Source organism: Rossellomorea sp. GQ25 (assembly GCF_059758515.1).
Genome location: NZ_JCAXEQ010000007.1, coordinates 13,437 through 36,563 on the forward strand (window position 1 = coordinate 13,437; position 23,127 = coordinate 36,563).

A 23,127-nucleotide genomic window follows, 5' to 3' on the forward strand; every position below is an offset into this window, starting at 1 on the left:
CCAATAGAAAGTTTTTGTATAAAGAGGATGGACCTGTCGTTTTGGCAAAGATGTAGAATATGCTACACTTTAAATACTCAAACGCTATTTAATAATAAAGGAGGGACTCACATGGTTTATCCTCAACCTTACTTAGAATTCTTAATGTATTTCCACGGAAATCGTGATTACTTCGAGTGCCATGAAGTGTTGGAAGAGCATTGGAAATATGTGGATCCTAAGAACCGTTCTTCCCATTGGGTAGGTTTAATCCAGGTTGCCGTGGGTTTATATCATTACAGAAGAGGTAATCTTTCAGGAGCAGCCCGGACATTTAAGAAAGCCGTCCAAAATATCGAACTGAATCAGGATGAACTTTCCCGACTAGGGATCCACCCTGGCAAACTTCAGGAAAAGCTCGTTGATATCACCCATGGAGTAAGAACCAATCAACCCTATAACAGCATCAATATCCCCCTGACGGATGCTTCTCTACAAAAGCAGGTCAAATCACTATGTGAGGACAAAGGGTACTCTTGGTGTTCTCCAAGTGATTTAAAGAATAACGAGCTCATTCATCGTCATTCCCTGCGTGACCGTTCAGAAGTGATTTTAGAGCGAAAAAATGCATTACAACGAAAAAAAAGAGGCTGACCACCTGCTGATGCGGTGGCCGTCCTCTTTATTGTTCCTCGTCTATTTCTTTCTCTTGATCGATTCCGTCACACTTCTCAAAGAATGAAGCGGTCTCTGAATTCGGCTTCACTTCATGCTCAGTATGCATGTCTCTAAGATGCTTCACCATTGATTTCCCAATTCCTTCGTGCCGATGGGATGGATTAACGGATATATGCTGAATTTCTAAAGTGCTATCTGTCTTGAATACTCCAATTAAACCTACTATGTCCTCTTCTTTCCATAAAAAGAGCTGCCAATTATCTTCAGTTTCGTATTGCTTCATCGTCTGTTGAAGCTTCTTCAAATCCTTTTCATTTGGCATGAAAGATAATAATCCCATTGCGATCTTTTCAAACGCCTTTTTATACCGAATTAACATATTTACCCCTCGTTATGTTTTATGCCTAATCTATTTATTTCCTATTATAGACAAAAACTAGAAATTTAAATGATATGAACGTTTATTTATCTTACTAAATTTACTTTTATTAATCAACTTTAACCAATCAGTTTCCCGCCAGGAACAGCCAGTAGATGACTCCCCATCCTATGCCGGATACTAATAAAAACAAGAACAATCCCCTATTGCTGATCTTCATATATGACTCCTTTGTCTACACTATATTCACCTATATACGTCACTGTTATTGTATAGTAAAATCAATATTTGTTAAAGTATGTAATTAAAAATACAAAAAAAGTAGTCTTTAAGTACGATATACTTAAAGACTATGTTTCCAGCTTATTTAAACGTTACATCAAGTGAAACTATATCCTCATATGTCTCTCTTTGAATAGCTAACCTTGCTTCTCCATTCTCGACAAATACGACAGCGGGACGGGGAATACGATTGTAGTTATTCGCCATGGAATATCCATATGCACCAGTACATAATACAGCAAGAGTGTCACCAGATTCTGATTGTGGAACGGGTAAATCCCAGATCAACATATCTCCGGATTCACAGCATTTACCAGCGATTGACACGGTTTCTTCAGGGGGGTGATCTGCTTTATTCGCAATCACCGCTTCATATTTTGCCTTGTAGAGAGCCGGTCTTATATTATCACTCATTCCCCCATCAATGGCTAAGTACTTTCGGATGTTGGGCACTTCTTTTCTTGACCCTAATGTATACAGGCTGGTCCCTGCATCACCTACAAGGGAACGGCCTGGCTCGATCCAAATTTCCGGCATTTCAAGGTTGTATCTCACCACTTCCTTTTTTACAGCCGTAATCATTTCCTTCACATATTGTGCAGGTGGAATCGGGTCATCATCCTTCGTATAGCGTATTCCAAATCCACCGCCTAAATTAATCACTCTCGGATCGTAATCATATTGAGATTTCCATTGTGCCACCTTCTCAATAATTTTTTTAGCAGCAAGAATGAAGCCTGTCGTCTCGAATATTTGGGAGCCAATATGGCAATGCAGGCCTAACAATTCAATCCCGTCATAGCTCATCGCCATTTTCATTGCATCCCGGGCTTGACCATTCCCCAAATCAAATCCGAATTTGGAATCCTCTTGTCCGGTTAAAATATAATCATGAGTATGGGCTTCTATCCCAGGCGTCACTCTTAACAAGACCTTCGTCACTTTTTCAGTGGACCGTGAGATGTCATTCACAAGGTGCAGCTCGTAGAAATTATCGACTACAATGCAACCTATGTTGTTTTCAATGGCCATCATCAGTTCTTCTTCAGATTTATTATTTCCATTAAAATGGATGCGTTCAGGAGGGAATCCTGCCTTTAAGGCAGTGTATAACTCCCCTCCTGAAACCACATCCAGTGATAATCCCTCTTCTTTCATTAATTGAAAGATCGCGATACATGAAAATGCCTTACTGGCATAGGCAACTTCTGCTTTCACTCCAAGGGAATCAAATGTTTCTTTAAAACCTCTTGCCCGTTCTCTAATGAGGGCAGTGTCATAAACATAAAGGGGTGTACCATATTTTTGGGCTAGTTCTAAGGTACTCACCCCTCCTATCGTTAGATGACCATTTTTTATTTCTGCTGATCCATGAAGATGCATGAAACGTCTCATTCCCCTCTTTAATGCTCTGCTAATTAAACGTAATTTACCACAGAATGAGAGTTGTTGCAATATTTCTAAGATTTCGCCGGCTGCTTATACTTATTTCTCGGCTGCACAATGCTAGGTCTGATTTTCGCTCCTGGCATTGAGCGGCGAATCAGGATTTGCATGAATGCTATAGGACTGAATGGCATTAACGGCCATAGATATGGGGTATTTAAAGATTTTATATTTGTAATGAATAAGATATAAAGTGTGGTACCCACCACCAGTCCCGGGATATGGAAGAAGGCTACTGCAATAAGAAGAAACAGTCTGGCCATCTTGTTCGCGGCACTCAATTCATAACTTGGTGTTGCGAACGTTCCTATGGAAGCAACGGCTACATAAAGGATGACTTCCGGTTGAAATAACCCTACATCAATGGCTATTTGTCCAATTAAGACTGCTGCTATCAACCCCATTGCAGTGGATAATGGGGTTGGGGTATGAATGGCGGCCACCCTGAACATTTCAACCCCGAAATCCGCTATGAACAACTGAACAATAACGGGAATATTCGTCTGTTCATTTGGTCCTACGAATTTAATCACCTCAGGTAAGAGAGAAGGATCCAACACAAAGAGATACCATAGCGGGAGTAAAAATAGCGATGCTAATATCCCAAGGAATCTAGTCCATCTGACAAAGGTCCCGACAGCCGGTGATTGTCTATATTCCTCCGCATGCTGAAGGTGATGGAAATAAGTCGTTGGTGTAATGATGACACTTGGCGAAGTATCTACAAAAATAAGAACATGTCCTTCTAATAAGTGAGTGGCTGCGACGTCTGCTCTTTCTGTGTAGCGAACGAGAGGATATGGATTATATCCTTGCTTCACAAGGAACTCTTCAACCGTTTTATCCGCCATCGTTAAACCGTCGATCTTTATACTTTTCAATTCTTTCTTGATGACTTCAATTAAGCTGGGATTTGCAACATCATTTATATAGGCAATGGAAATGTCGGTTTTAGATCGTTCTCCGATACGAAATATTTCAAACCTCAATCGTGGATCCCGAATTCTTCGTCTTGTTAAAGCGGTATTCACAATAATATTCTCTACATATCCATCACGGGAACCACGGACTACCTTTTCAGTATCAGGCTCTGAAGGCTGTCGCCCGGGATAACTACGAACATCCACAATGATTGCCTCTTCGTAGCCTTCGACAAAGACTGCTATTAATCCTGATAGCACTTCGTCAACTGCTTCTTCAATCGTTTTAACCGGCTCAACCGATTGATGAACAAGGCGATTATGTACAATCTCATATAATCGGCTCGTTGCACGCTCATGATCATTGATTTCAACGAGTTCCTCCACGATTTGAATAATATAGGAGGCATCAGTCAACCCGTTTATATAGTAGAAGTGCACTCCTTTTTTCAAAACCATGAGTTTACGTACACCTAAATCAAAGCTTTGGTTTAACCCTACATTATTCTTCATGTACTCTTCTATAACAGCTAAATCTTTTGATATCGGTGTTTCTTTCGTTTTCTCAGGCATGATATCCGCTCCTTTCCAAGATGATTTCAACAGCCTTTTTCGTAATGGGTGAACCTTGTGAATAGTGATCCCTTTTGGCCATTTTGCCTATGTCACCAATTCCGACAATAACGGGAACATCCAGCTCATCAAGGCAATAAACAGTATCACCAGTTAATCTTCCCAAATCCATTTCAGGAACACCAAATTTATCCACCCCATATGGAGTTAATTCACCAAATTTATCAATGCACACATCCACTCTTGTCCATTCAGCCTGCCTGGTTTTACTTGCTACCGCAATGATTCCGAGCACGTCTATGCCAGGGTGGTTCGCAACATGCTTTAGTGCCCTTTCGCCTGCACCTTCTCCAATAAATCCACTATCATCAAACATCACAAAGACGGGGTCATTCTTTGCTCTTCTGATCAATTTCACAATCTCTGGTCCTGATAATACAGAAGGATTCCCTTTAGAGCTTGAGATACATCGTCCTCCATACTCTTTTGCCACACACTCGATTGCCCGCTTGGCATATTCATCGCCATCTGTAACCAAGATCACTTTTCTTTTGTCGTCCATACGAACCCCTGCCTCTTGCTGTTTATTGATGAACCAAGTAGAGCCAATGAAAAAGTGAGCCGACAATTTTCCCAAACACAATCGCCATAATGAGAATGACGATTTGACCTTCAATCCCAATTCGCTTTGCGAGGATCGGGAACACGTTCAATACCTCTGTTAATGCAGCCGCCAACAGCCCGATGAACACTCCGCTCGCTAAACCGATGGGCATAAGAACGAACGGGGAAAAGTGCAGCGTATAATTATTTAAGCTGACAAATCCTCCAGCCAGTGCACCAATAATGACAGCCAGTTCAAAGTGGTGAATCATTTTCATTGTTTTTGTTAACTGAGTTAACCTTGGGATGATTCCTAATACAGTTAGAAAAGCTACAAACCCGGAACCGACTGCCAGTCCACCAGCAAAACCAATAAATACTGTAATCAATATGCTAATGGTCATCTAATTTTTTCTGACTTTCTTTATTTTCATGCATGATGACATACTGATCTAAATCCTGCTGGTAATTAAACATTTCAACTTCTAGTGGACTGGGTTCTTCATTAAGTCTCTTTCGAAACACATGGTTGAAAAATAAGATCATCCCAAGGCCTAAACCGAATGAATAGGGAACTTGAAACAGTAATGGATGAGGATCCTCATCCCCAGTTACAAAATGATACAGCCTTTGATGAACTTCCCTCATACTTACATCTTCATGAAAATTCATAATTGCTAGGGCTGCACCGATGAATAATAGTAACCAAACGCCAATGAAGAGCGGAAGAGAGATTTTCTTTTTTTCATAGATCACTTCAATAATACTTTGTGTGGGTCCAATCGTTTGAATATCAAGATCCGAGAAGTTCTTGCATATTTCTCTTATCACCCTCATCACATCGACCACAATGATATTCTTATCAGATGCTGTCACTTGATGGATCGGGATTTGCCTTAATTCTTCTAGAATATTTTCAGGTGCTATGATTTGAGCAAGCTGTCCAAGCTTGACTGTACTCTCTTCTCTTACCTGCACTCGATGACGTAAGCGTATATACAAAATACCTTCCATGCAGTTCACTTCCTGAAAACATGATTTTCCCTTCGTACCAATAGTATGGATTAACGGAAATAATTTATGTAATGGCTGCGTGTGGCCGGTTGAGATGTATGGATGAGGAAGTAGAAAAAGTATAGATTTTGAAGGTTCTTGAGCTTTTGTAAATGGCAACAATTTCAAAGGGCGAATGTGGGGGCAATAGATAATCAACTGTTGTATTCATTTCATAAATTAAAAATAACCTTGTCGTTTCAACATGATTCTTTGAAACAACAAGGTTATTTTCCCTAAGATTCTGTATGCATGTGATCTTTCATTGTTTGTAATATCTTCTTCTCCAGTCTCGATACCTGGACCTGGGATATCCCCAGTCGATCTGCTACTTCCGATTGGGTTTGGTCTTTGTAATACCTTAAATACACAATCAGCCGTTCCCGATCATCCAGTTCCCTAATGGCTTCTTTTAAAGCAATTTTGTCAAACCATTTATTATCGCTATTATCCGCAATCTGATCCAAAAGGGTAATGGGATCTCCATCATTTTCATAAACGGTTTCATGAATGGAAGAAGGGGCTCTGCTTGCTTCCTGAGCCATGATCACCTCTTCAACCGAATACTCCAGATGTTCGGCAAGCTCACTAACCGTCGGAACCCTCCCAAATTTCTTGGAAAGTTCATCCTTGGCTTTACGAATCTTGTTTCCCATTTCCTTCAGCGAACGACTTACCTTTACTGTTCCGTCATCCCTGATGAACCGCTGGATTTCACCAATGATCATCGGAACTGCATATGTTGAAAACTTGACGTCGTAGCTTAAATCAAACTTATCGACTGATTTCAGCAACCCGATACTGCCTATCTGAAAGAGATCATCAGGCTCATATCCCCGATTGAGGAAGCGCTGGACGACGGACCATACTAAACGCATGTTCTTCTGGACGATCAAGTCCCGGGCACTTTGGTCACCGTCCTGGCTCTGCTTTATGAGCTCTTTCACCTCATGATCCTTCAGAAAGGTCTGTTCCTTTTCTTTTTTAACTTCGACATCCATGGGCACGACTCCTTAATTGCATAGCGCTTTACTATTGGTCAAGTGCTTTTTTAGTCTTACCGTGGTGCCTGTACCTGGGTGTGATGACACTTCTATTTCATCCATGAAATTCTCCATGATGGTAAAGCCCATTCCAGAACGTTCCAGCTCAGGCTTGGACGTGAACAATGGTTGACGGGCTTCCTCTACATCACCAATCCCGACTCCTTCATCACGGATGGTCATATCAATGTACCCATCCTCTTCCATAATGACAGAAATATAGACGGTACCATTCGGTCTGTTATCATATCCGTGAATGATGGCATTTGTAACGGCTTCAGATACGACTGTCTTGATTTCAGTCAACTCATCCATCGTCGGATCCAGCTGTGCAATAAATGAAGCAACGGTAACTCTGGCAAAGGACTCATTTTGGCTTAAAGAACTGAATTGAATGTTCATTTCGTTTCTCATGTCAGGCGACCCCCAATCTTTGTAATGCGTTTTCTTCAGACGGCTCAAGACGGATAATCTTAAACAACCCGGACATTTCAAATAATCGGTTTACAGAAGGGGAGATCGCACACACAACCATTTCTCCATGCTTTTGTTTAATCTGCTTGTATCGACCCAAAATCACACCTAAGCCTGAACTATCCATAAAGCTCAGTTCCTCTAAATTCAAAATGATATGCTTCACATTCTCACTTTCAATCAGATTCGAAGCTTTTTCCCTAAGCTCATCAGCAGTATGATGATCCAGCTCACCACTTAAACGAATACACAAAACATCTTTTTTGACTTCTAAGTTAATAGCAAGACTCACTATCAGAAAGCCTCCTTCTCTGTCGTATAGTGAGTCATTTCGCTATTCTTTTAGTAAATTCCTTCTCCATGACAAAACTAGAAGGAATTCGTCATAATTAGAGGTAATTTTCATCAGGAATCGTAAAGACGGTTTTACTTTCCAACTTTCGTGAATAGTCCAAAGGATTTTTTGTACAGCTCCCACCAGCTTGCGTCATTTACATTTTTCTTTGCGACGAGAGTGCTTTCCAACACTTTTTCTCCTTTGTTCATGATGACAAGGGTCCCGACTTTATCTCCTTTTTTGATAGGAGCCTTCAGGTCTTTAGAGAGTGTAATCTTCTGTTCTACTTTATCCAGTTTTTCACCTTTTTGTGTTAATAGGGAGATAGGCTCTTCCGTCACTGCCTCCACTCTGTTTTGTTTCCCTTTCGATACTTTCACCTGAGCCAGGGAGTCTCCTTTTTTGAAGAGAGGTTTGGTTGAATACTGATTGAAGGCAAAATCCAGCATTTTACTTACCTCGTTATTTCGCTCTTTAGGTGTCGGTGCTCCGAACACGACAGCAATGACTCGCATATTATCTTTCTTCGCCGTTGCCGTTAAGCAGTATTTCGCTTCATTGGTGAATCCAGTTTTCAGTCCATCTACTCCGTCATAGAAACGAACCAATTTGTTTGTATTTACCAACCAGAATTTTTTTTCCGTATCTTCACGTAAGTACGATTCATAGCTACCTGTAAACTTGGTGATTCCTTCATATTTTAGAAGTTCCTTGGCCATCATGGACATGTCATGTGCCGAACTATAATGATCTTTGGACGGTAAGCCTGTCGGGTTTTTGAACTGAGTGTCTTTTAACCCTAGCTCTTCTACCTTTTGGTTCATTTTTTCAACAAAAGCTTCTTCACTTCCTGATATATGCTCCGCCATGGCTACTGATGCATCATTGGCCGAACCAATTGCAATCCCCTTAAGCATTTCTTCAACCGTCATGCTTTCACCGGGCTCCAGGAAGATTTGTGATCCACCCATCGATGCGGCATATTCACTCGTACGAACCTTGTCTTCCCACTTGATTTGACCTTCTTCAAGGGCTTCCATGATCAACATCATTGTCATAATCTTAGTCATGGATGCTGGTGCAAGCTTTTCATGGCTATTCTTCTCATATAATACCGTTCCAGTATCCCGCTCAATCAAAACAGCTGATTTCGCTACTTCAGCTAATTCCGATTTCTTCTCCTGGGCAAACCCCATTGAAGGAAACAAAAAAGCTGCTAAAACAAATGTAACCACTATATACGCAAAACGTTTCATCCAACTGTCCTCCAATCAAATCTCGTTTTAAATCAATACTCATAGACCCATTTTTTCCAACTGCATCATTTTTATACAAACATTGGTAAAAAAGTAGAGGTGTCGAAACTAAAACGTATTAAATAAGAGTAAGGAACGAGTTATAAATTGGAAGAGCTTTTAGCTGACAAGGTTTTCAGGCGAATAGCTTTTGATGGTTGTGAGGGGAAAATCATCTTAAAATAGTGTGTTTTTTAATAAAAGAAGGTAATCGGGGATGTTTTATTTGAAAGGAATACATTGCTTGAGAATTATGGATTCCATTCCAAAGCAACCTTCCTCCCATCAAAAAAAGCCTCCACCAAAGAGAAACTCCTCTTTGGCAAAGGCCCCACAACAAAACAAATGATCAACCTGTGATTTCAGTATGAATCAACGTAGGTGCTTTCACATGTTCAGGTGTTACTTTAATACTTTCGTATAATTTCTCTTTTACATTGTCGATATTCTCATCATTGCTATAGATCGTCACAAGAGAGTCTCCCGCTTTGACAGAATCACCGATCTTCTTGCGTAACTCAAGACCAACCGCTAAATCGATAACAGAATCTTTCGTTGCACGGCCTGCTCCTAACCACATAGCAGCCGTTCCTACTGCATCGGCCACAATTTCTGATACATAGCCATCTTCTTTCGCTTCAAGCTCAACCTTATATTGCGCCTGTGGAAGTTTTGATGGATCATCCACAACGGATGGATCCCCACCTTGTGATTCTAGGAATACTTTGAAATTCTCAAGAGCCGATCCATCTTCAATCGCTTTCTGTAATAGCTCTCTCGCTTCTTCCAATGTAGTTGCTTTTTCAGCCAGATAGACCATATGACTTCCAAGAGTTAAGCATAATTCTGTTAAGTCTTCTGGACCTTCACCTTTTAATGTATCGATTGCTTCTTTCACTTCAAGTGCGTTTCCGATCGCGAAGCCCAGTGGCTGACTCATATCCGAAATGACCGCCATTGTTTTTCTGCCGACGTTGTTTCCGATGTTCACCATTGCTTTTGCAAGGTCTTTTGAATCGTCCAGTGTTTTCATGAAAGCTCCGGCACCCGTTTTCACATCAAGTACGATAGCATCCGCACCAGCGGCTATTTTTTTACTCATGATGGAACTTGCGATCAAAGGAATGCTATTGACCGTTGCCGTCACATCACGTAGTGAATATAGCTTTTTATCAGCCGGTGTTAAATTACCACTTTGACCGATAACGGCTAACTTATTCTTGTTCACCAATCGGATAAATTCATCGTTTTCAATTTCCACATGGAAGCCTTCGACGGATTCAAGCTTATCGATGGTTCCCCCAGTGTGTCCAAGTCCTCGTCCACTCATCTTCGCTACTGGTACTCCAACGGAAGCAACCAGTGGTCCCAGAACAAGGGTCGTTGTATCACCAACACCGCCTGTAGAGTGCTTGTCTACTTTAATTCCTTCAATTGCAGACAGATCGATTTGATCTCCTGATTCGACCATTGCCATTGTAAGGTCTGCTCTTTCTCTATCGCTCATGTCTTTAAAGAAGATGGCCATTGTCAGGGCACTTACCTGATAATCAGGGATGCTTCCATCTGTATAACCTTCAACGATAAATTTTATTTCTTCTGTAGAGAGTTCTTTACCTTCACGCTTCTTCTCTATTAAGTCAACCATTCTCATTGTATGCACCCGCTCTTCTAGTATTGTCAAAGGGAAGTCCTTTAGTTTTTAATTTGAATCGTACAACTCTTAGATTGATTTCACGATTTCTTTCACATATGCCAGAAAGTTTGCACGAACCATTTCGGTTGTTTCAATCACTTCATCATGGGAAAGAGGTTGGTCAAGGATACCTGCCGCCATATTTGAAATGCATGAGATTCCAAGCACTTTCATTCCCCCGTGGCGGGCTACGATTACTTCAGGTACAGTCGACATTCCTACTGCATCTCCTCCAAGTGTACGGGCAAGTCGAACTTCAGCTGGAGTTTCGTATGTAGGACCTGTATTCCCCACATATACGCCTTCTTGCACTTCAATTGAAAGCTTCTCTGCGATTTCTTTCGCTATTTGACGCAGTTCTTTACAATATGCTTCTGACATATCCGGGAATCTTGGTCCTAAACGGGAATCGTTTGCCCCAATTAATGGATTGCCACCCATATTATTAATATGATCTGTGATCAGCATCAAGTCTCCAGCCTTAAAGCTTTCATTCACTCCACCGGCTGCATTTGTCACGATTAACACTTCGACGCCTAGTTCTTTCATAACACGGACTGGGAATGTAACTTTATCGAATCCATACCCTTCGTAGTAATGAAAGCGCCCTTGCATGGCGACTACTTCCTGACCCGCCAATTGACCGAACACAAGCTGCCCGGCGTGTCCTGCCACTGTCGAAACAGGAAAGTCAGGGATTTCTTTATAAGGTATTTTAACTGAATTTTGGATTTCATCAGCTAACACACCCAACCCTGAACCTAGGATGAGTCCGATCTTCGGTTGGCCTGTGTATTGATTTTTTAAATGGTTTGCTGCATTTTGGATGTTTTCGTAATTCATGTTCATTGCTCCTTTTTTATCATTCATCGTAAAGAGGAGAAAATGGGCCGATGTTCCCGCACCTTGACCCCTCTCCCTTTCTATATTTATTACCGGGAATACCTATTTCAATTGTGATAAGAAGCTTCGACCAAACTTCGGCATGGTCACATTAAAGTTGTCTGCCACGGTAGCGCCGATATCTGCGAATGTTTCAGAGATAGGCAGCTCTTTCCCTCCGTCAAAGCGTTTTGAATAAACGAGAAGTGGAACATATTCTCTTGTATGGTCTGTTCCTGGAGCGGTCGGATCGTTCCCGTGATCGGCTGTAATGATAAGAAGATCATCTTCCGTTATTTTCTCGAACACTTCTGGCAGCCGTGCATCAAATTCTTCTAACGCCTTTCCGTATCCTTCTGGATCGCGACGATGTCCGAATAAAGCATCGAAATCGACAAGATTCAGGAAGCTTAAGCCTGTGAAGTCTTGATCGAATGATTCAATGAGTCCGTCCATTCCGTGCATATTATGCTTCGTACGAATCGATTCAGTCACTCCTTCGCCATTAAAAATATCTGAAATTTTACCAATGGCGATCACGTCAAACCCGGAATCCTTCAGTTCATTCATTACGGTACGGTTAAAAGGTTTTAACGCATAGTCGTGACGATTGGATGTGCGTTTGAACTCGCCTGGTTCGCCAACGAATGGACGAGCAATCACGCGACCTACGAGGTATTCCTCTTCTTTCGTGATTTCACGGGCGATTTCACAAATTTTGTACTGCTCTTCAATAGGAATGATGTCTTCATGAGCGGCAATTTGAAGGACAGGATCTGCAGAAGTATAAACAATAAGAGCTCCTGTTTCCATATGTTCTTTTCCTAACTCTTCAATAATCTCAGTTCCGCTTGCAGGCTTATTTCCAATGATCGTTCTGCCTGTCTCAGCTTCAAGTTTCTGAATTAATTTTTCAGGGAAACCGTCTGGATACGTTTTGAACGGTTTATCAATATTAAGACCCATTATTTCCCAATGACCAGTCATCGTGTCTTTCCCAACAGATGCTTCCTGCATTTTCGTGAAGTATGCTAACGGCTTGTCAGCTTTTTCAATTCCCTTCACTTCTTTAATATTGGAAAGTCCAAGCTTTCCAATGTTGGGCATGTTCAGCCCATTCATATGTTCAGCAATGTGACCAATCGTATCCGTTCCTTTATCGTTGAATAGTTCAGCATCCGGTGCCTCACCTATGCCCACTGAGTCCATGACGATCAGATGAACTCTTTTGTATGTATAGTTACTCATTTGAAATAAACCTCCTATATGTAGTTCCTTATTTAAAAAAGCGGTTACATTTTTAATCTTTAATCGTATTTTACCCTTAACTGCATTATAGCAATCGACAGGATTTAACGTCAGAAGTCTGACATCTACATTCTACTTTTTCCTTTCAAAAAAAACAAGAGAGATCCCTTAAAGAATACTATTTTCTTTAAGACATCTCTCTTCATCTTTTAAGCCCGCGGATGAAATTGTGAGTATACATCCTTTAAGCGTGTTTTCGTTACATGTGTATAGATTTGTGTGGTGGAAATGTCTGCATGACCGAGCATTTCCTGTACTGCCCTTAGGTCTGCCCCATTCTCCAATAAATGGGTTGCGAATGAGTGCCTAAGTGTATGAGGAGTCAGATCCTTTTCAATATTGGCTTTTTTTGCAAGAGCTTTTAAGTTCTTCCAGAAACCTTGTCTTGTCAGGCCTTTACCATGATGGTTTAAAAACAGGTGATCATCCCGGTGCTTCTTGCTTCTTAATTTCAACCGGGCATCTTCTAAGTATTTCTCAAGAATATTCATTGCCGTTTGTCCGATGGGGATAATCCGTTCTTTATTCCCTTTTCCTATACATCGGACAAATCCCATGGTCAAGTGGACATCATCTAGTTTTAGCTGGATGAGCTCACTTACCCGTATCCCTGTCGCATAGAGGATTTCAAGCATTGCCTTGTCCCTCATCCCCAAAGGTGTCGATTCCTCAGGGGCTTCAAGTAAAGCCTCCACTTCAGCGATGCTTAATATTTTCGGAAGTGTCCGCTCTGTTTTCGGTGTCTCGATATGAACAGTTGGATCTTGTTCCGTCGTCTTCTCCCTTAATAAAAATTGATGGAAGGATCGGATTGATGCAACATGACGTGCAACTGTCTTTGAAGATTTCCCCTGACTCTTCAAGTGGCCGAGAAATTGGACAATATTCATTCTCGAAACGGCGTTCAGTTCCGATACTTCCTCAACCTTTGTTAAGTATAGTGCATAATTCTTTAAGTCACGCTGATACGACTCTATCGTATTCTTGGCCAGCCCTTTTTCTACTATTAAAAAGTGCATGAAATCTTGAATATGGTCTTCCACACTGCATTACTCCCCGTTCATATAAAAAAATAATAGCCGATCATACCATTGGCTTTCTTCACCCGTCACAGAAGAATACACCTTGACTGCTGCTCCCTCGGGTTCATCATATCTGTGATAGCCTTCGTATTCTTCACTGATCCACATAATACCATAGTAAAACAAAATCGTTGATCCAGTAAACAAAATAAACACTTTAATGGTTTGCCATACCATTTGAATTCCTTTTATCATCTTGTCGTCCTCCATATTCATCGGTACTAACGTCTATTAATACAAGCTATGACGTTTTTAAACTGTTTTATACCTTATGGAGTTAAAACGGTGAAAATTTCTGTCCGTGTATATAAAAAAGCCTTAAAGAGTATGTATGGGATGTTTCAAAATGAGAAACAACGACAGGAATCTTTAAGGCTTTTCGACATCATATTATTCTTCTGGGTCCTCTTCTTTATCCTGGCATCTGGAACAAATACCATGAAAGGTAAGGCGGTGATCTTTTATTTTAAATTTCCAATCTCGTTCAACAATCGCTTCCACGTCTTCTAAGAGATCTTCTTGTATTTCATCAACCGCTCCACACTCAATGCATACTAAATGGTGATGAAAGTGAGCTGCCCCTTCTTGTCGAAGATCATAACGCGATACACCATCGCCAAAATTGATTTTATCCACAATTTTCAGTTCAGATAGCAATTCCAACGTACGATATACGGTTGCCAGTCCAATTTCCGGAGATTTTTCCTTAACGAGGAGGTATACATCTTCGGCGCTGAGGTGATCTTCTTCATGTTCCAATAACACGCGTACCGTTGCTTCGCGCTGCGGCGTAAGCTTGTAGCTGGCAGAATGAAGTTGTTTTTTTATTCTTTCAATACGGCTTTCCATAGTCCTCTCCTCCCTCGTCAATGTCCTTACTATTATATCAAAAAGGGAGGAATAAGCAAAATAAAATTATTATAATTAAACAAATAAAACGATTCTTATATAAGAATCGTTTTATTTTATTTTTGAAATAACCGCTTCCATTAAGTTAGGAGAAAGATACGCTTCGATGCTGGCTGCAATCGTGACAATCCCTATAGCCACCACCAAGAAAATCACGTATCTGGATAAGAACGGAATCATTTGAAACTGCATGGATGATGTCTGCCTCATGAAAATCTTTCGAATCAGCGTAAGGGAGAAACTGGCGCTGATCGCTCCGATGAAAATAAACGCCGGAATAATGATGATATTTTGCGGTAAGACGCTGACAAAAGATAATAAAAACCCGCTCCATCCCATTTGATTCACAAGGAAACCTACTGAAAATCCCACCACTACGCCTTTCATAAATAATAGAACGAAAATGAGGGGAAGTCCTATAATCGAGATTCCCAGTAACCACACCAACCCAAGATACTTTACATTATGAAGGAAACTCTGACGGAACAGCTCTTCTGCTGACGTCATACTGCCATCTTCCATTTCACTAAAGAACTTACTTAAATAGAAATACAGGTCTTCTTTTTGGGCAAAAGACAATGAATTAACCACGATTGCTCCAAAAATGATCCCCATTAGAAACAGCGTAATAATAAATAAATAGATTGAGGAATGTGCTTGTACATGTTGAACGAGTGGATTAGAATTTGATATTTTTTTGCGCATCACAGTGCTCCTCCTAGATATCGATTACTAATCTATATGTAGGGAGGGACACGTTTATTCTTCTCTCTTCTATTCTATTGAACTTTCATAGGGTTAAACGTATAATCATAGAAACCTTATGGTGGAAGTGGAGGAACATACTATGAGAAATCCAAGTCTAATCGAGTTTCGCGATAGGATTGAAACGCCCCGCCTTTACATTAGACCATGCATGCCCGGAGACGGTACTGACGTCTTTATTGCCATCTCTGAATCAAGAAATGAATTAAAGCCCTGGCTTCCCTTCGCCCGTAAAGACCAATCCCTGGAAGAAGTGGAGGCGGGAGTACGGGATTCCTATGCAGAATTCATAAAGAAGACCGACATTCGACTACATATTTATCTGAAAGAAACAGATGAATTTATTGGATCTACAGGGCTGCACCGCATCGATTGGAACGTGCCAAAAGTGGAAATCGGATATTGGCTTCACACGAAACACACAAAAAAGGGTTACATCGTTGAAGCGGTTAACGCGTTAACCCATTTCGCCTTAGACGACCTTTCCTGCCAGCGGGTGGAAATTCGCTGCGATGAGAGAAATACAGCCTCCAAAAGAGTACCTGAAAAACTGGGGTTCATGCTTGAGGGCATCATCCGGCATGATCATCTTGATGAAAACGGGACAGACGCACGTGATACGTGTGTTTATGCTCTTATTCCAGGGGACTCAATTAAGATTTGATATTCTTGGGAATTGATTAGGTTGATTGGGTTACAGAGATTGTGAATTCATGAACGTTCCCCTACTGAACATCGAATCGTATGGCAGTTCCGTCACTTTTAGTCCATTTAGAGTTAAAAACCGTTACCTTTTGACCTTTTCAGCTAAAAAAATGAATCATTGAGGGAAATACGCTCTCAGAACAGGGGCTAGGCGCCTCGAATACGGGAAAGTTAAGCCCCGATTGCGTCATTCTGGCATTTATTGCGCCGAAATCCGGGGTTATTGCGTCGTTTTTTTATTTATTGCGTCAAAATTAGTCGTAATTGCGTCAATTTTTCATTATATACGTTTTTTACCACCATTTACCAAAAACATGAAAGCTGGACTCCCTCTCCTCATAAGTCCAGCTTCCCTTCACAACTCTTAATTTGCAAGCTTCTTCAGTTGCAGATATTGAACAGCATAAGCCGTTTTTGCATCGTAAATCCGTTGTTCCTTTATAAGCTGCACCGCTTCCTCGACTGTCACTTCAATCAACTCTACAAATTCATCTTCATCCGTTTCTTTTGCTTCCTGAATGGCATAAAGATCGTGAGCGATATACAAGTGAACAAGCTCATCTGCAAATCCAGGAGACGTGTAAAACGAAATCAAATGCTCCAGGTTCTCACAGCCGTAGCCCGTTTCTTCTTCCAATTCACGGAGGGCTGTTTTATCTGGCTCTTCCCCCGGCTCAAGCTTACCTGCAGGAATTTCGATGATGGATTTCTCCAGCGCTTTGCGATATTGCTCTACCATGACAAGTTTCCCCTCTGGTGTTAACGCAATAACGGCAACAGCCCCGGGATGCTTAATCAGTTCTCTCTTGGAAGTCTTTCCATTGGGAAGCTCTACTTCATCCACCTGAAGATCAATGATTTTCCCTTGATAGATGGTTTCCGTTTTAATCGTCTTTTCTTCAAATTTTTTCATCCGCTCAACTCTCCTTGTTCTGTCATTGACCTTGACCTCATACATTTTACCATATCTGATTCGAGGATCGAGGTGAAATCCCTTGAAGGTGATTGCTGAAAAAGACCGGATCGTCCTGGTAGGTAAAGGCTGGGAAATCAGGGAGAAGCTGAAGCAATATAATCAAACCTACGCCACGGTGAAGGAATGGATCGAAGCCAATCGTTGAAACCAACCGTTTCTTTTGTTTATTCGTCCCGACTTTCGTTAATATAATAGAGAGTGCTAATGTCGAAAGGACGGATACAATGGAAAAAAGACAAATAGGAAACTCCGATTTATTTGTATCAAAGATGGGACTCGGTTGTATGTCCCTTGGAACCGAAGAGAAAGCTGCCAAGGAAATTGTGAAACATGCTTTAGAGAATGGGATCAATTATCTTGATACCGCTGATTTATATGACTTTGGTCAAAATGAAGAAATAGTGGGTAATGCCATCCGCGAGGTCCGAGATGACATTATTCTTGCCACAAAAGTAGGAAATCGCTGGGATGACGTGGAGGATGGCTGGCGCTGGGATCCTTCCAAACCCTATATCAAGTCTGCCGTTAAGGATAGCTTATCCCGCCTGAAAGTGGACTATATCGACCTTTATCAACTTCATGGCGGGACGATTGAAGATCATTTCGAAGAAACGATCGAGGCTTTTGAAGAATTAAAGAGTGAAGGTTTGATTCGCCATTATGGAATCTCCTCCATTCGACCGAATGTCATTAAGCGATTCCTGAAGATTTCTTCCATTCAAAGCGTCATGATGCAGTACAGCTTACTGGATCGTCGCCCGGAAGAATGGATGGAATTACTGGATGATCACAAGGTGAGTATCGTTGCACGCGGTCCCCTTGCTAAAGGACTTCTTTCAGAGAAAATGCTTTCCAAAGCTTCTTCAAAGATGAAAGAAAATGGGTATCTCGATTATTCTTATGAAGAACTTAAGGAAACCATCGGGTCCATCCATGAAAAAATGGGGGACCACCGTACGATGAATGAACTTGCCCTTCAATATAATCTCGCCCATGATTCGGTCGCTGGAGTGATTCCAGGCGCAAGCTCGATCCAACAACTTCAGGAGAATATTGCTGCTGTTAATAGCCCTTCTTTATCCGGTGAGGAGTTGGATACGCTTAAAAAGTTGACGAAATTATCCAGGTATGAGCAGCATAGGGATGAATGATTAAACAAATAAGCGAGTCAGGGGTTTTTTTAGTTCCCTGCTCGCTATTTTGTTTGATGCCAATCCAACGCTCTTTTTTCCATGTCCTTAACAAACTGATCTTTCCCTTGGATGTACCCTTCCATATCCAGTGGGAATTTTTTCGCCAAGTATGTTTTTAGTTCTCCGTATTGTTGGGCTTCCCGGTCATGTTCTCTTAAATAATCACGAAAAGCTAAATGTCTGATAACATGTTGGATTCCATTAGGAAAAATATGAAGATGTACGGCTCTCAGGTTACCTTCACCCTTATAGAAGTAGCGTCTATTGGGAATACCATTTTCCCCTTTTCCCACAAAGCCCTGTTGACGAAATTCCTCTGTCTGTTCATCAATACTCTCCAAATCAGGGACCTCAATCAGAATATCAATGATTGGTTTTGCTGCTAGCCCAGGTACCGAGGTCGAGCCGATATGGTGAATGAATGCGTCAGGAAGAAGCTCTGTCAAAGAACGCTTTTCTGTTTCAAATTTTTCTTTCCAAGCCGCTTGATGAGGTACTACCTTCACTTCCCTCATCAGTTCTTGTAATTCTTCCAATCCATACTGCTTTCATTCAGCAGCTCTTCAAAGCTCTTATTCTTCTCCCGCTGCTTTTTCTCTTCTATTTTTCTAAGACGCTCTTCTTCCTTTTTCACAGACTCTACCTTTTCAAGCTCTTTCTTCTTCTGCTTCAATTGTTCGAATAGATCCTGGTTGATTGAATTCTTTAACGTCATTTCTGCTTCCTGTTTCTTTTTCTTAGACATGTGCTGAATTCCCCCTATCTGTCATAGTTATAAATCTTTTTTGAGTTTTAGTCAAAAATCAGGCTCAAAAAAAGCCGGTCAAAAGGGGGGACACGCCCCTTATAACCGACTCTCTCCATCAATATGCTTCCAGCAACACGTCATCCCCTACAATCAATGTCGCATCCGTTGATGATTGGATATCTTCCACTGAGAAGCCATTCGCTACTTCACGAAGCAATAAGCCTTCTTCCGTCACATCCATCACAGCACGATCAGTGATAATCCGGTGCACGACGCCTTTTCCTGTCAGAGGCAATGTGCATTCCTTCAGGATTTTGCTCTCACCGGCTTTATTCACATGCTCCATGATGACGATGATGCGTTGGGCTCCGTGGACGAGATCCATTGCTCCGCCCATACCTTTAATCATCTTTCCAGGTATCATCCAGTTGGCAAGATCACCATTTTCTGCTACTTCCATTCCACCCAGGATGGCAATATTGATATGGCCTCCACGGATCATCCCGAATGATTCTGAGCTATCAAAGTAAGAGGAGCCTGGAATTGCCGTAACGGTTTCTTTCCCGGCGTTGATGAGGTCTGCATCGACTTCATCTTCCCCTGGATAAGGGCCGATTCCAAGTAATCCATTTTCAGATTGAAGTACAACCTGTTTGTTTTCTGTTATATAATTGGCTACCAGTGTAGGCATCCCGATTCCTAAATTGACATAGAAACCATCTTCTATTTCCTTTTCCGCTCTTCTTGCTATTCTTTCACGCATTTTGGCACGATCCATCCCGTTCCACTCTCCCTTCTATGCTTGCTTTATTGTTCTTCTTTCAATGCGTTTTTCCTGGTTTGCTTGAATCAGTCGCTGCACGTAGATGCTTGGGGTATGCACTTCATTCGGATTGATTTCTCCGATTTCAACAAGCTCTTCTACTTCGGCAATCGTCACTTTTCCTGCAGCCGCGATCATCGGGTTAAAGTTTTGAGCCGTTTTGTTGTAGATCAGATTCCCCATCTTATCGGCCTTCCAAGCTCGAACAAGGGAAAAGTCTGCCGTATAGGCTTCTTCCAGCAAGTATTCTTTTCCATTAAATGTGCGTGTTTCTTTTCCTTCGGCTACCGGTGTCCCGACTCCTGCCGGCGTATAGAAGGCAGGAATCCCTGCTCCCCCGGCACGGATTTTCTCTGCAAGCGTACCTTGAGGAACCAATTCCACTTCCAGTTCACCAGATAAGACCTGCCTTTCAAATTCTTTGTTTTCCCCGACATAGGATCCTATCATTTTATCAATCTGCTTATTTTTCAATAATAAACCTAAGCCCCAGTCGTCTACCCCACAGTTATTTGAAATGACGGTCAGGTTTTTCACACCTTTTTCTACAAGGGCAAGAATGAGTTTTTCAGGGATCCCGCACAGGCCGAATCCTCCAACCATTAAAGTTGCTCCATCGTGGATGTCTGCTACCGCTTCGTCATATGAAGTGTATACTTCTTTCATTATATTCCCTCCTTGAATCTGGATCTTTTTCATTCCTTATTTATGAAGTTCAACGACTGTCGCTACTCCCTGGCCCCCACCGATACAAAGGGTAACCAATCCGTTTTGAACGCCTCTTTTCTTCATTTCATGAATCAGTGTCACCAGAATCCGTGTCCCACTGGCTCCAATCGGGTGACCTAATGCAATAGCTCCGCCGTTTACATTAAGAGCGTCCTTTTTGAATTGAAGTTCTTTATCTACCGCTAATGATTGGGCGGCAAATGCTTCATTTGCTTCAATTAATTCCATGTCCTCAATCGTCAGCTTTGTTTTTTCCAATACTTTTTTAACGGCAGCAACAGGGCCGATTCCCATAACGCTCGGATCAACACCGGCATTAGCGTTTCCTTTGATCGTCACTAGAGGCGTGATACCCAGTTCGTCGGATTTCTTCCTCGACATGACGACAACGGCAGCGGCTCCATCATTGATGCCCGATGCATTTCCAGCTGTTACAGTTCCCTCTTTTTTGAAGGCTGCACGAAGGCCTGAAAGTTTCTCGGCAGTTGAGCCTTTTCGGGGAAATTCATCTTGATTGAATACAACAGGCTCCCCTTTTCGCACGGGGATATGTACCGGGACGATTTCCTCTTCAAATCGGCCGGATTCAATCGCAGCAGCTGCCTTTTGCTGGCTCCAGGCCGCAAATTCGTCCTGCTCTTCACGTGTAAGGGAATAGCGGTCGCAAAGATTCTCTGCCGTTACGCCCATATGATAATCATTAAAGGCACACCATAAGCCGTCGGAAATCATGCTGTCGACTACTTTCTGGTCTCCCATTTTGTATCCTTCTCTTGCTCCTTTTAGTAAATATGGAGCCTGACTCATATTTTCCATTCCACCTGCAACGATGATATCCGCATCCCCAGCAAGGATTGCCTGCGTTGCCAGATGGACCGTTTTTAATCCTGATCCACACACTTTGTTTATGGTCATGGCAGGCACATGCTCAGGGAGTCCCGCTTTAATGGATGCTTGGCGTGCCGGATTTTGACCTAATCCTGCCTGCAATACATTCCCCATGATCACTTCATCTACATCACTTGCATTTATACCAGCCTTTTCGAGGGCATCTTTAATGACAATCGCTCCAAGTTCCGGAGCTGAAATATCTTTTAAAGATCCGTTAAAGCTTCCGATGGCTGTGCGCACTGCGCTCACAATGACGACTTCATTCGACATCTTTCTTCCTCCCTTTCTCTTCTGACTGATTGATTTGCCTATGACTAACCTTTAAAAACAGTTCCACTTTAACTCATTCTATGTAAGCGGTTAAATTCCTCTAAATTTGTCAAAAAATTTTTATATTGATTTATATGTCGAAATTTTCTTAAAATGAAAGAGGGAGGGAAATTATGAATTTACCTAAAAAGGCAACGATTATTGAAGTAGGTCCGAGAGACGGATTACAAAATGAGAAGAACTTTGTTCCGACCGATGTAAAAAAAGAGTTTATCCTTCGGCTGAAGCAATCAGGAATCAGGGAAATGGAGCTGACTTCGTTTGTATCTCCCAAATGGGTTCCCCAGATGAAGGATGCGAGTGATATTGTCCACTCCTGCATGACGATTGATTCAAGAGATATCGTTCTCGCACCCAATAAAAGGGGAATCGAGCGGGTATATGAAACGGGCTGTCAATCAGTGGCCGTATTTGTAGGGGTAAGCAATACGTTTAATCAGAAAAACATTAATAAAACGACAGATGAAGCTCTTGAAGGCTTGGCCCCTCTGATTTCAGAGTTAAAAGAGCGGGGTTACTTCGTGAGAGCTTGTATCTCCACCGCTTTCTACTGTCCATATGAAGGGAAGGTCTTACCAGAGGATACTCTTTCGCTTTGTCAGGAATTTGTTTCATTGGGCGTGGATGAATTGAGCGTCGCTGATACGATAGGAAAGGCTAATCCATCTGAAGCATATCATCTCTTTGCGTTACTGAAACAGGAGTTGCCCCACACATTACTGACAGCGCATTTCCATGACACCCGTAAGATGGCACTTGCTAATATCCTTGCGTCGCTTCAAGCGGGAGTTGACCGTTTTGACACCTCTGCCGGTGGACTTGGAGGCTGTCCTTTCGCCCCTGGTGCAACAGGGAATGTAGCAACTGAGGATGTTGTATATATGTTAGAGGAAATGGGAATCTCCACAGAAATTGATTTAGGGAAGCTGGCTCATGCCATCGAGCTGGTGAAGCCCCATGTCAGTCGCCCCATTGAAAGCGGTTACTACCGCCTGTATGAATTGAATCAATCATGAATACCTTCTTTC

28 protein-coding genes are annotated in these 23,127 nt (G+C 41.8%); 5 read left to right on the plus strand and 23 right to left on the minus strand.

From position 1 onward, the window contains the following. Positions 1-111: 111 nt before the first annotated feature. Positions 112-633 carry a DUF309 domain-containing protein gene (locus AC6CIB_RS19575; RefSeq protein WP_498283540.1) on the plus strand — a complete coding sequence of 174 codons (522 nt, stop codon included), beginning with the start codon at positions 112-114 and terminating at the stop codon, positions 631-633. Positions 634-661: 28 nt separating this feature from the next. Here the strand turns inward: AC6CIB_RS19575 and AC6CIB_RS19580 are convergent, their stop codons facing one another. The 17 genes from AC6CIB_RS19580 to spoIIM form a co-directional block, all read right to left on the minus strand. Next, complete coding sequence (locus AC6CIB_RS19580; protein ID WP_498283542.1) at positions 662-1,036, minus strand: GNAT family N-acetyltransferase; 375 nt, start codon at positions 1,034-1,036, stop codon at positions 662-664. 363 nt (positions 1,037-1,399) lie between these two features. Further along, positions 1,400-2,701, minus strand: coding sequence for a diaminopimelate decarboxylase (gene lysA / locus AC6CIB_RS19585; protein WP_498283762.1), 1,302 nt, complete (start codon positions 2,699-2,701; stop codon positions 1,400-1,402). A 77-nt stretch (positions 2,702-2,778) separates the two neighbouring features. Continuing rightward, a complete protein-coding gene (locus tag AC6CIB_RS19590; protein ID WP_498283544.1) occupies positions 2,779-4,257 on the minus strand; it encodes a spore germination protein in 1,479 nt (492 codons plus the stop codon). Then, on the minus strand, positions 4,250-4,819 hold the full coding sequence (gene spoVAEA, locus AC6CIB_RS19595) for a stage V sporulation protein SpoVABEA (protein WP_498283546.1): 570 nt from the start codon (positions 4,817-4,819) through the stop codon (positions 4,250-4,252). The genes AC6CIB_RS19590 and spoVAEA overlap by 8 nt, the downstream gene beginning before the upstream one ends. Positions 4,820-4,841: 22 nt before the next feature. Then, positions 4,842-5,264: a stage V sporulation protein AB gene (locus AC6CIB_RS19600; protein WP_498283548.1), complete on the minus strand. Its 423-nt coding sequence runs from the start codon at positions 5,262-5,264 to the stop codon at positions 4,842-4,844. Beyond that, positions 5,254-5,874: a stage V sporulation protein AA gene (locus AC6CIB_RS19605; RefSeq protein WP_498283550.1), complete on the minus strand. Its 621-nt coding sequence runs from the start codon at positions 5,872-5,874 to the stop codon at positions 5,254-5,256. Before AC6CIB_RS19605 ends, AC6CIB_RS19600 begins: the two co-directional genes overlap by 11 nt. 275 nt (positions 5,875-6,149) lie before the next feature. After that, complete coding sequence (gene sigF, locus AC6CIB_RS19610) at positions 6,150-6,914, minus strand: RNA polymerase sporulation sigma factor SigF (RefSeq protein WP_113967614.1); 765 nt, start codon at positions 6,912-6,914, stop codon at positions 6,150-6,152. Positions 6,915-6,926: 12 nt separating this feature from the next. Next, positions 6,927-7,370 carry an anti-sigma F factor gene (gene spoIIAB / locus AC6CIB_RS19615; protein ID WP_149156987.1) on the minus strand — a complete coding sequence of 148 codons (444 nt, stop codon included), beginning with the start codon at positions 7,368-7,370 and terminating at the stop codon, positions 6,927-6,929. Position 7,371: 1 nt separating this feature from the next. After that, positions 7,372-7,722, minus strand: coding sequence for an anti-sigma F factor antagonist (gene spoIIAA, locus AC6CIB_RS19620; RefSeq protein ID WP_113967610.1), 351 nt, complete (start codon positions 7,720-7,722; stop codon positions 7,372-7,374). 134 nt (positions 7,723-7,856) lie between these two features. Continuing rightward, positions 7,857-9,023, minus strand: a complete 1,167-nt coding sequence (locus AC6CIB_RS19625; protein WP_498283552.1) for a D-alanyl-D-alanine carboxypeptidase family protein — start codon at positions 9,021-9,023, stop codon at positions 7,857-7,859. 388 nt (positions 9,024-9,411) lie between these two features. Then, positions 9,412-10,716 (minus strand): pyrimidine-nucleoside phosphorylase, encoded by a 1,305-nt coding sequence (locus tag AC6CIB_RS19630; RefSeq protein WP_498283554.1) that lies wholly within the window; start codon positions 10,714-10,716, stop codon positions 9,412-9,414. A 69-nt stretch (positions 10,717-10,785) separates the two neighbouring features. Then, positions 10,786-11,601 carry a purine-nucleoside phosphorylase gene (locus AC6CIB_RS19635; RefSeq protein ID WP_498283556.1) on the minus strand — a complete coding sequence of 272 codons (816 nt, stop codon included), beginning with the start codon at positions 11,599-11,601 and terminating at the stop codon, positions 10,786-10,788. A 102-nt stretch (positions 11,602-11,703) separates the two neighbouring features. Then, on the minus strand, positions 11,704-12,888 hold the full coding sequence (deoB, locus tag AC6CIB_RS19640) for a phosphopentomutase (protein ID WP_498283558.1): 1,185 nt from the start codon (positions 12,886-12,888) through the stop codon (positions 11,704-11,706). Positions 12,889-13,097: 209 nt separating this feature from the next. Then, positions 13,098-13,991, minus strand: a complete 894-nt coding sequence (gene xerD, locus AC6CIB_RS19645; protein WP_498283560.1) for a site-specific tyrosine recombinase XerD — start codon at positions 13,989-13,991, stop codon at positions 13,098-13,100. Positions 13,992-13,997: 6 nt separating this feature from the next. Beyond that, entirely contained in the window at positions 13,998-14,225 is a 228-nt protein-coding gene (locus tag AC6CIB_RS19650) for a YqzK family protein (RefSeq protein WP_498283562.1), read from the minus strand. Between the two features lie 195 nt (positions 14,226-14,420). After that, complete coding sequence (gene fur, locus AC6CIB_RS19655; RefSeq protein WP_113967597.1) at positions 14,421-14,879, minus strand: ferric iron uptake transcriptional regulator; 459 nt, start codon at positions 14,877-14,879, stop codon at positions 14,421-14,423. A 111-nt stretch (positions 14,880-14,990) separates the two neighbouring features. Continuing rightward, positions 14,991-15,644 carry a stage II sporulation protein M gene (gene spoIIM / locus AC6CIB_RS19660; protein ID WP_498283564.1) on the minus strand — a complete coding sequence of 218 codons (654 nt, stop codon included), beginning with the start codon at positions 15,642-15,644 and terminating at the stop codon, positions 14,991-14,993. Between the two features lie 142 nt (positions 15,645-15,786). Between spoIIM and AC6CIB_RS19665 the strand changes: the two genes are divergently transcribed. Next, positions 15,787-16,368 (plus strand): GNAT family N-acetyltransferase, encoded by a 582-nt coding sequence (locus AC6CIB_RS19665; RefSeq protein ID WP_498283566.1) that lies wholly within the window; start codon positions 15,787-15,789, stop codon positions 16,366-16,368. 405 nt (positions 16,369-16,773) lie between these two features. Here AC6CIB_RS19665 and AC6CIB_RS19670 read toward each other — a convergent pair whose 3' ends face one another. Beyond that, positions 16,774-17,322 (minus strand): NUDIX hydrolase, encoded by a 549-nt coding sequence (locus AC6CIB_RS19670; RefSeq protein WP_498283568.1) that lies wholly within the window; start codon positions 17,320-17,322, stop codon positions 16,774-16,776. Positions 17,323-17,410: 88 nt separating this feature from the next. Between AC6CIB_RS19670 and mciZ the strand changes: the two genes are divergently transcribed. Both mciZ and AC6CIB_RS19680 read left to right on the plus strand, forming a co-directional pair. Further along, positions 17,411-17,530 (plus strand): Z-ring formation inhibitor MciZ, encoded by a 120-nt coding sequence (gene mciZ, locus AC6CIB_RS19675; RefSeq protein WP_498283764.1) that lies wholly within the window; start codon positions 17,411-17,413, stop codon positions 17,528-17,530. Positions 17,531-17,609: 79 nt separating this feature from the next. Beyond that, positions 17,610-18,536, plus strand: coding sequence for an aldo/keto reductase (locus tag AC6CIB_RS19680; RefSeq protein ID WP_498283570.1), 927 nt, complete (start codon positions 17,610-17,612; stop codon positions 18,534-18,536). Positions 18,537-18,580: 44 nt separating this feature from the next. Here AC6CIB_RS19680 and AC6CIB_RS19685 read toward each other — a convergent pair whose 3' ends face one another. The 5 genes from AC6CIB_RS19685 to AC6CIB_RS19705 all read right to left on the minus strand — a co-directional run bounded on the left by AC6CIB_RS19685 (position 18,581) and on the right by AC6CIB_RS19705 (position 22,039). After that, positions 18,581-19,114, minus strand: a complete 534-nt coding sequence (locus AC6CIB_RS19685) for a GrpB family protein (RefSeq protein ID WP_498283572.1) — start codon at positions 19,112-19,114, stop codon at positions 18,581-18,583. Continuing rightward, positions 19,093-19,323, minus strand: coding sequence for a YqkE family protein (locus AC6CIB_RS19690; protein ID WP_498283574.1), 231 nt, complete (start codon positions 19,321-19,323; stop codon positions 19,093-19,095). Before AC6CIB_RS19690 ends, AC6CIB_RS19685 begins: the two co-directional genes overlap by 22 nt. A 118-nt stretch (positions 19,324-19,441) precedes the next feature. Further along, complete coding sequence (locus tag AC6CIB_RS19695; protein WP_498283576.1) at positions 19,442-20,104, minus strand: CoA transferase subunit B; 663 nt, start codon at positions 20,102-20,104, stop codon at positions 19,442-19,444. An 18-nt stretch (positions 20,105-20,122) separates the two neighbouring features. Next, positions 20,123-20,815, minus strand: coding sequence for a CoA transferase subunit A (locus tag AC6CIB_RS19700; RefSeq protein ID WP_498283578.1), 693 nt, complete (start codon positions 20,813-20,815; stop codon positions 20,123-20,125). A 36-nt stretch (positions 20,816-20,851) separates the two neighbouring features. Beyond that, positions 20,852-22,039 carry an acetyl-CoA C-acetyltransferase gene (locus AC6CIB_RS19705; RefSeq protein ID WP_498283580.1) on the minus strand — a complete coding sequence of 396 codons (1,188 nt, stop codon included), beginning with the start codon at positions 22,037-22,039 and terminating at the stop codon, positions 20,852-20,854. Between the two features lie 173 nt (positions 22,040-22,212). Between AC6CIB_RS19705 and AC6CIB_RS19710 the strand changes: the two genes are divergently transcribed. Continuing rightward, positions 22,213-23,115, plus strand: coding sequence for a hydroxymethylglutaryl-CoA lyase (locus AC6CIB_RS19710; RefSeq protein WP_498283582.1), 903 nt, complete (start codon positions 22,213-22,215; stop codon positions 23,113-23,115). Positions 23,116-23,127: the final 12 nt, after the last annotated feature.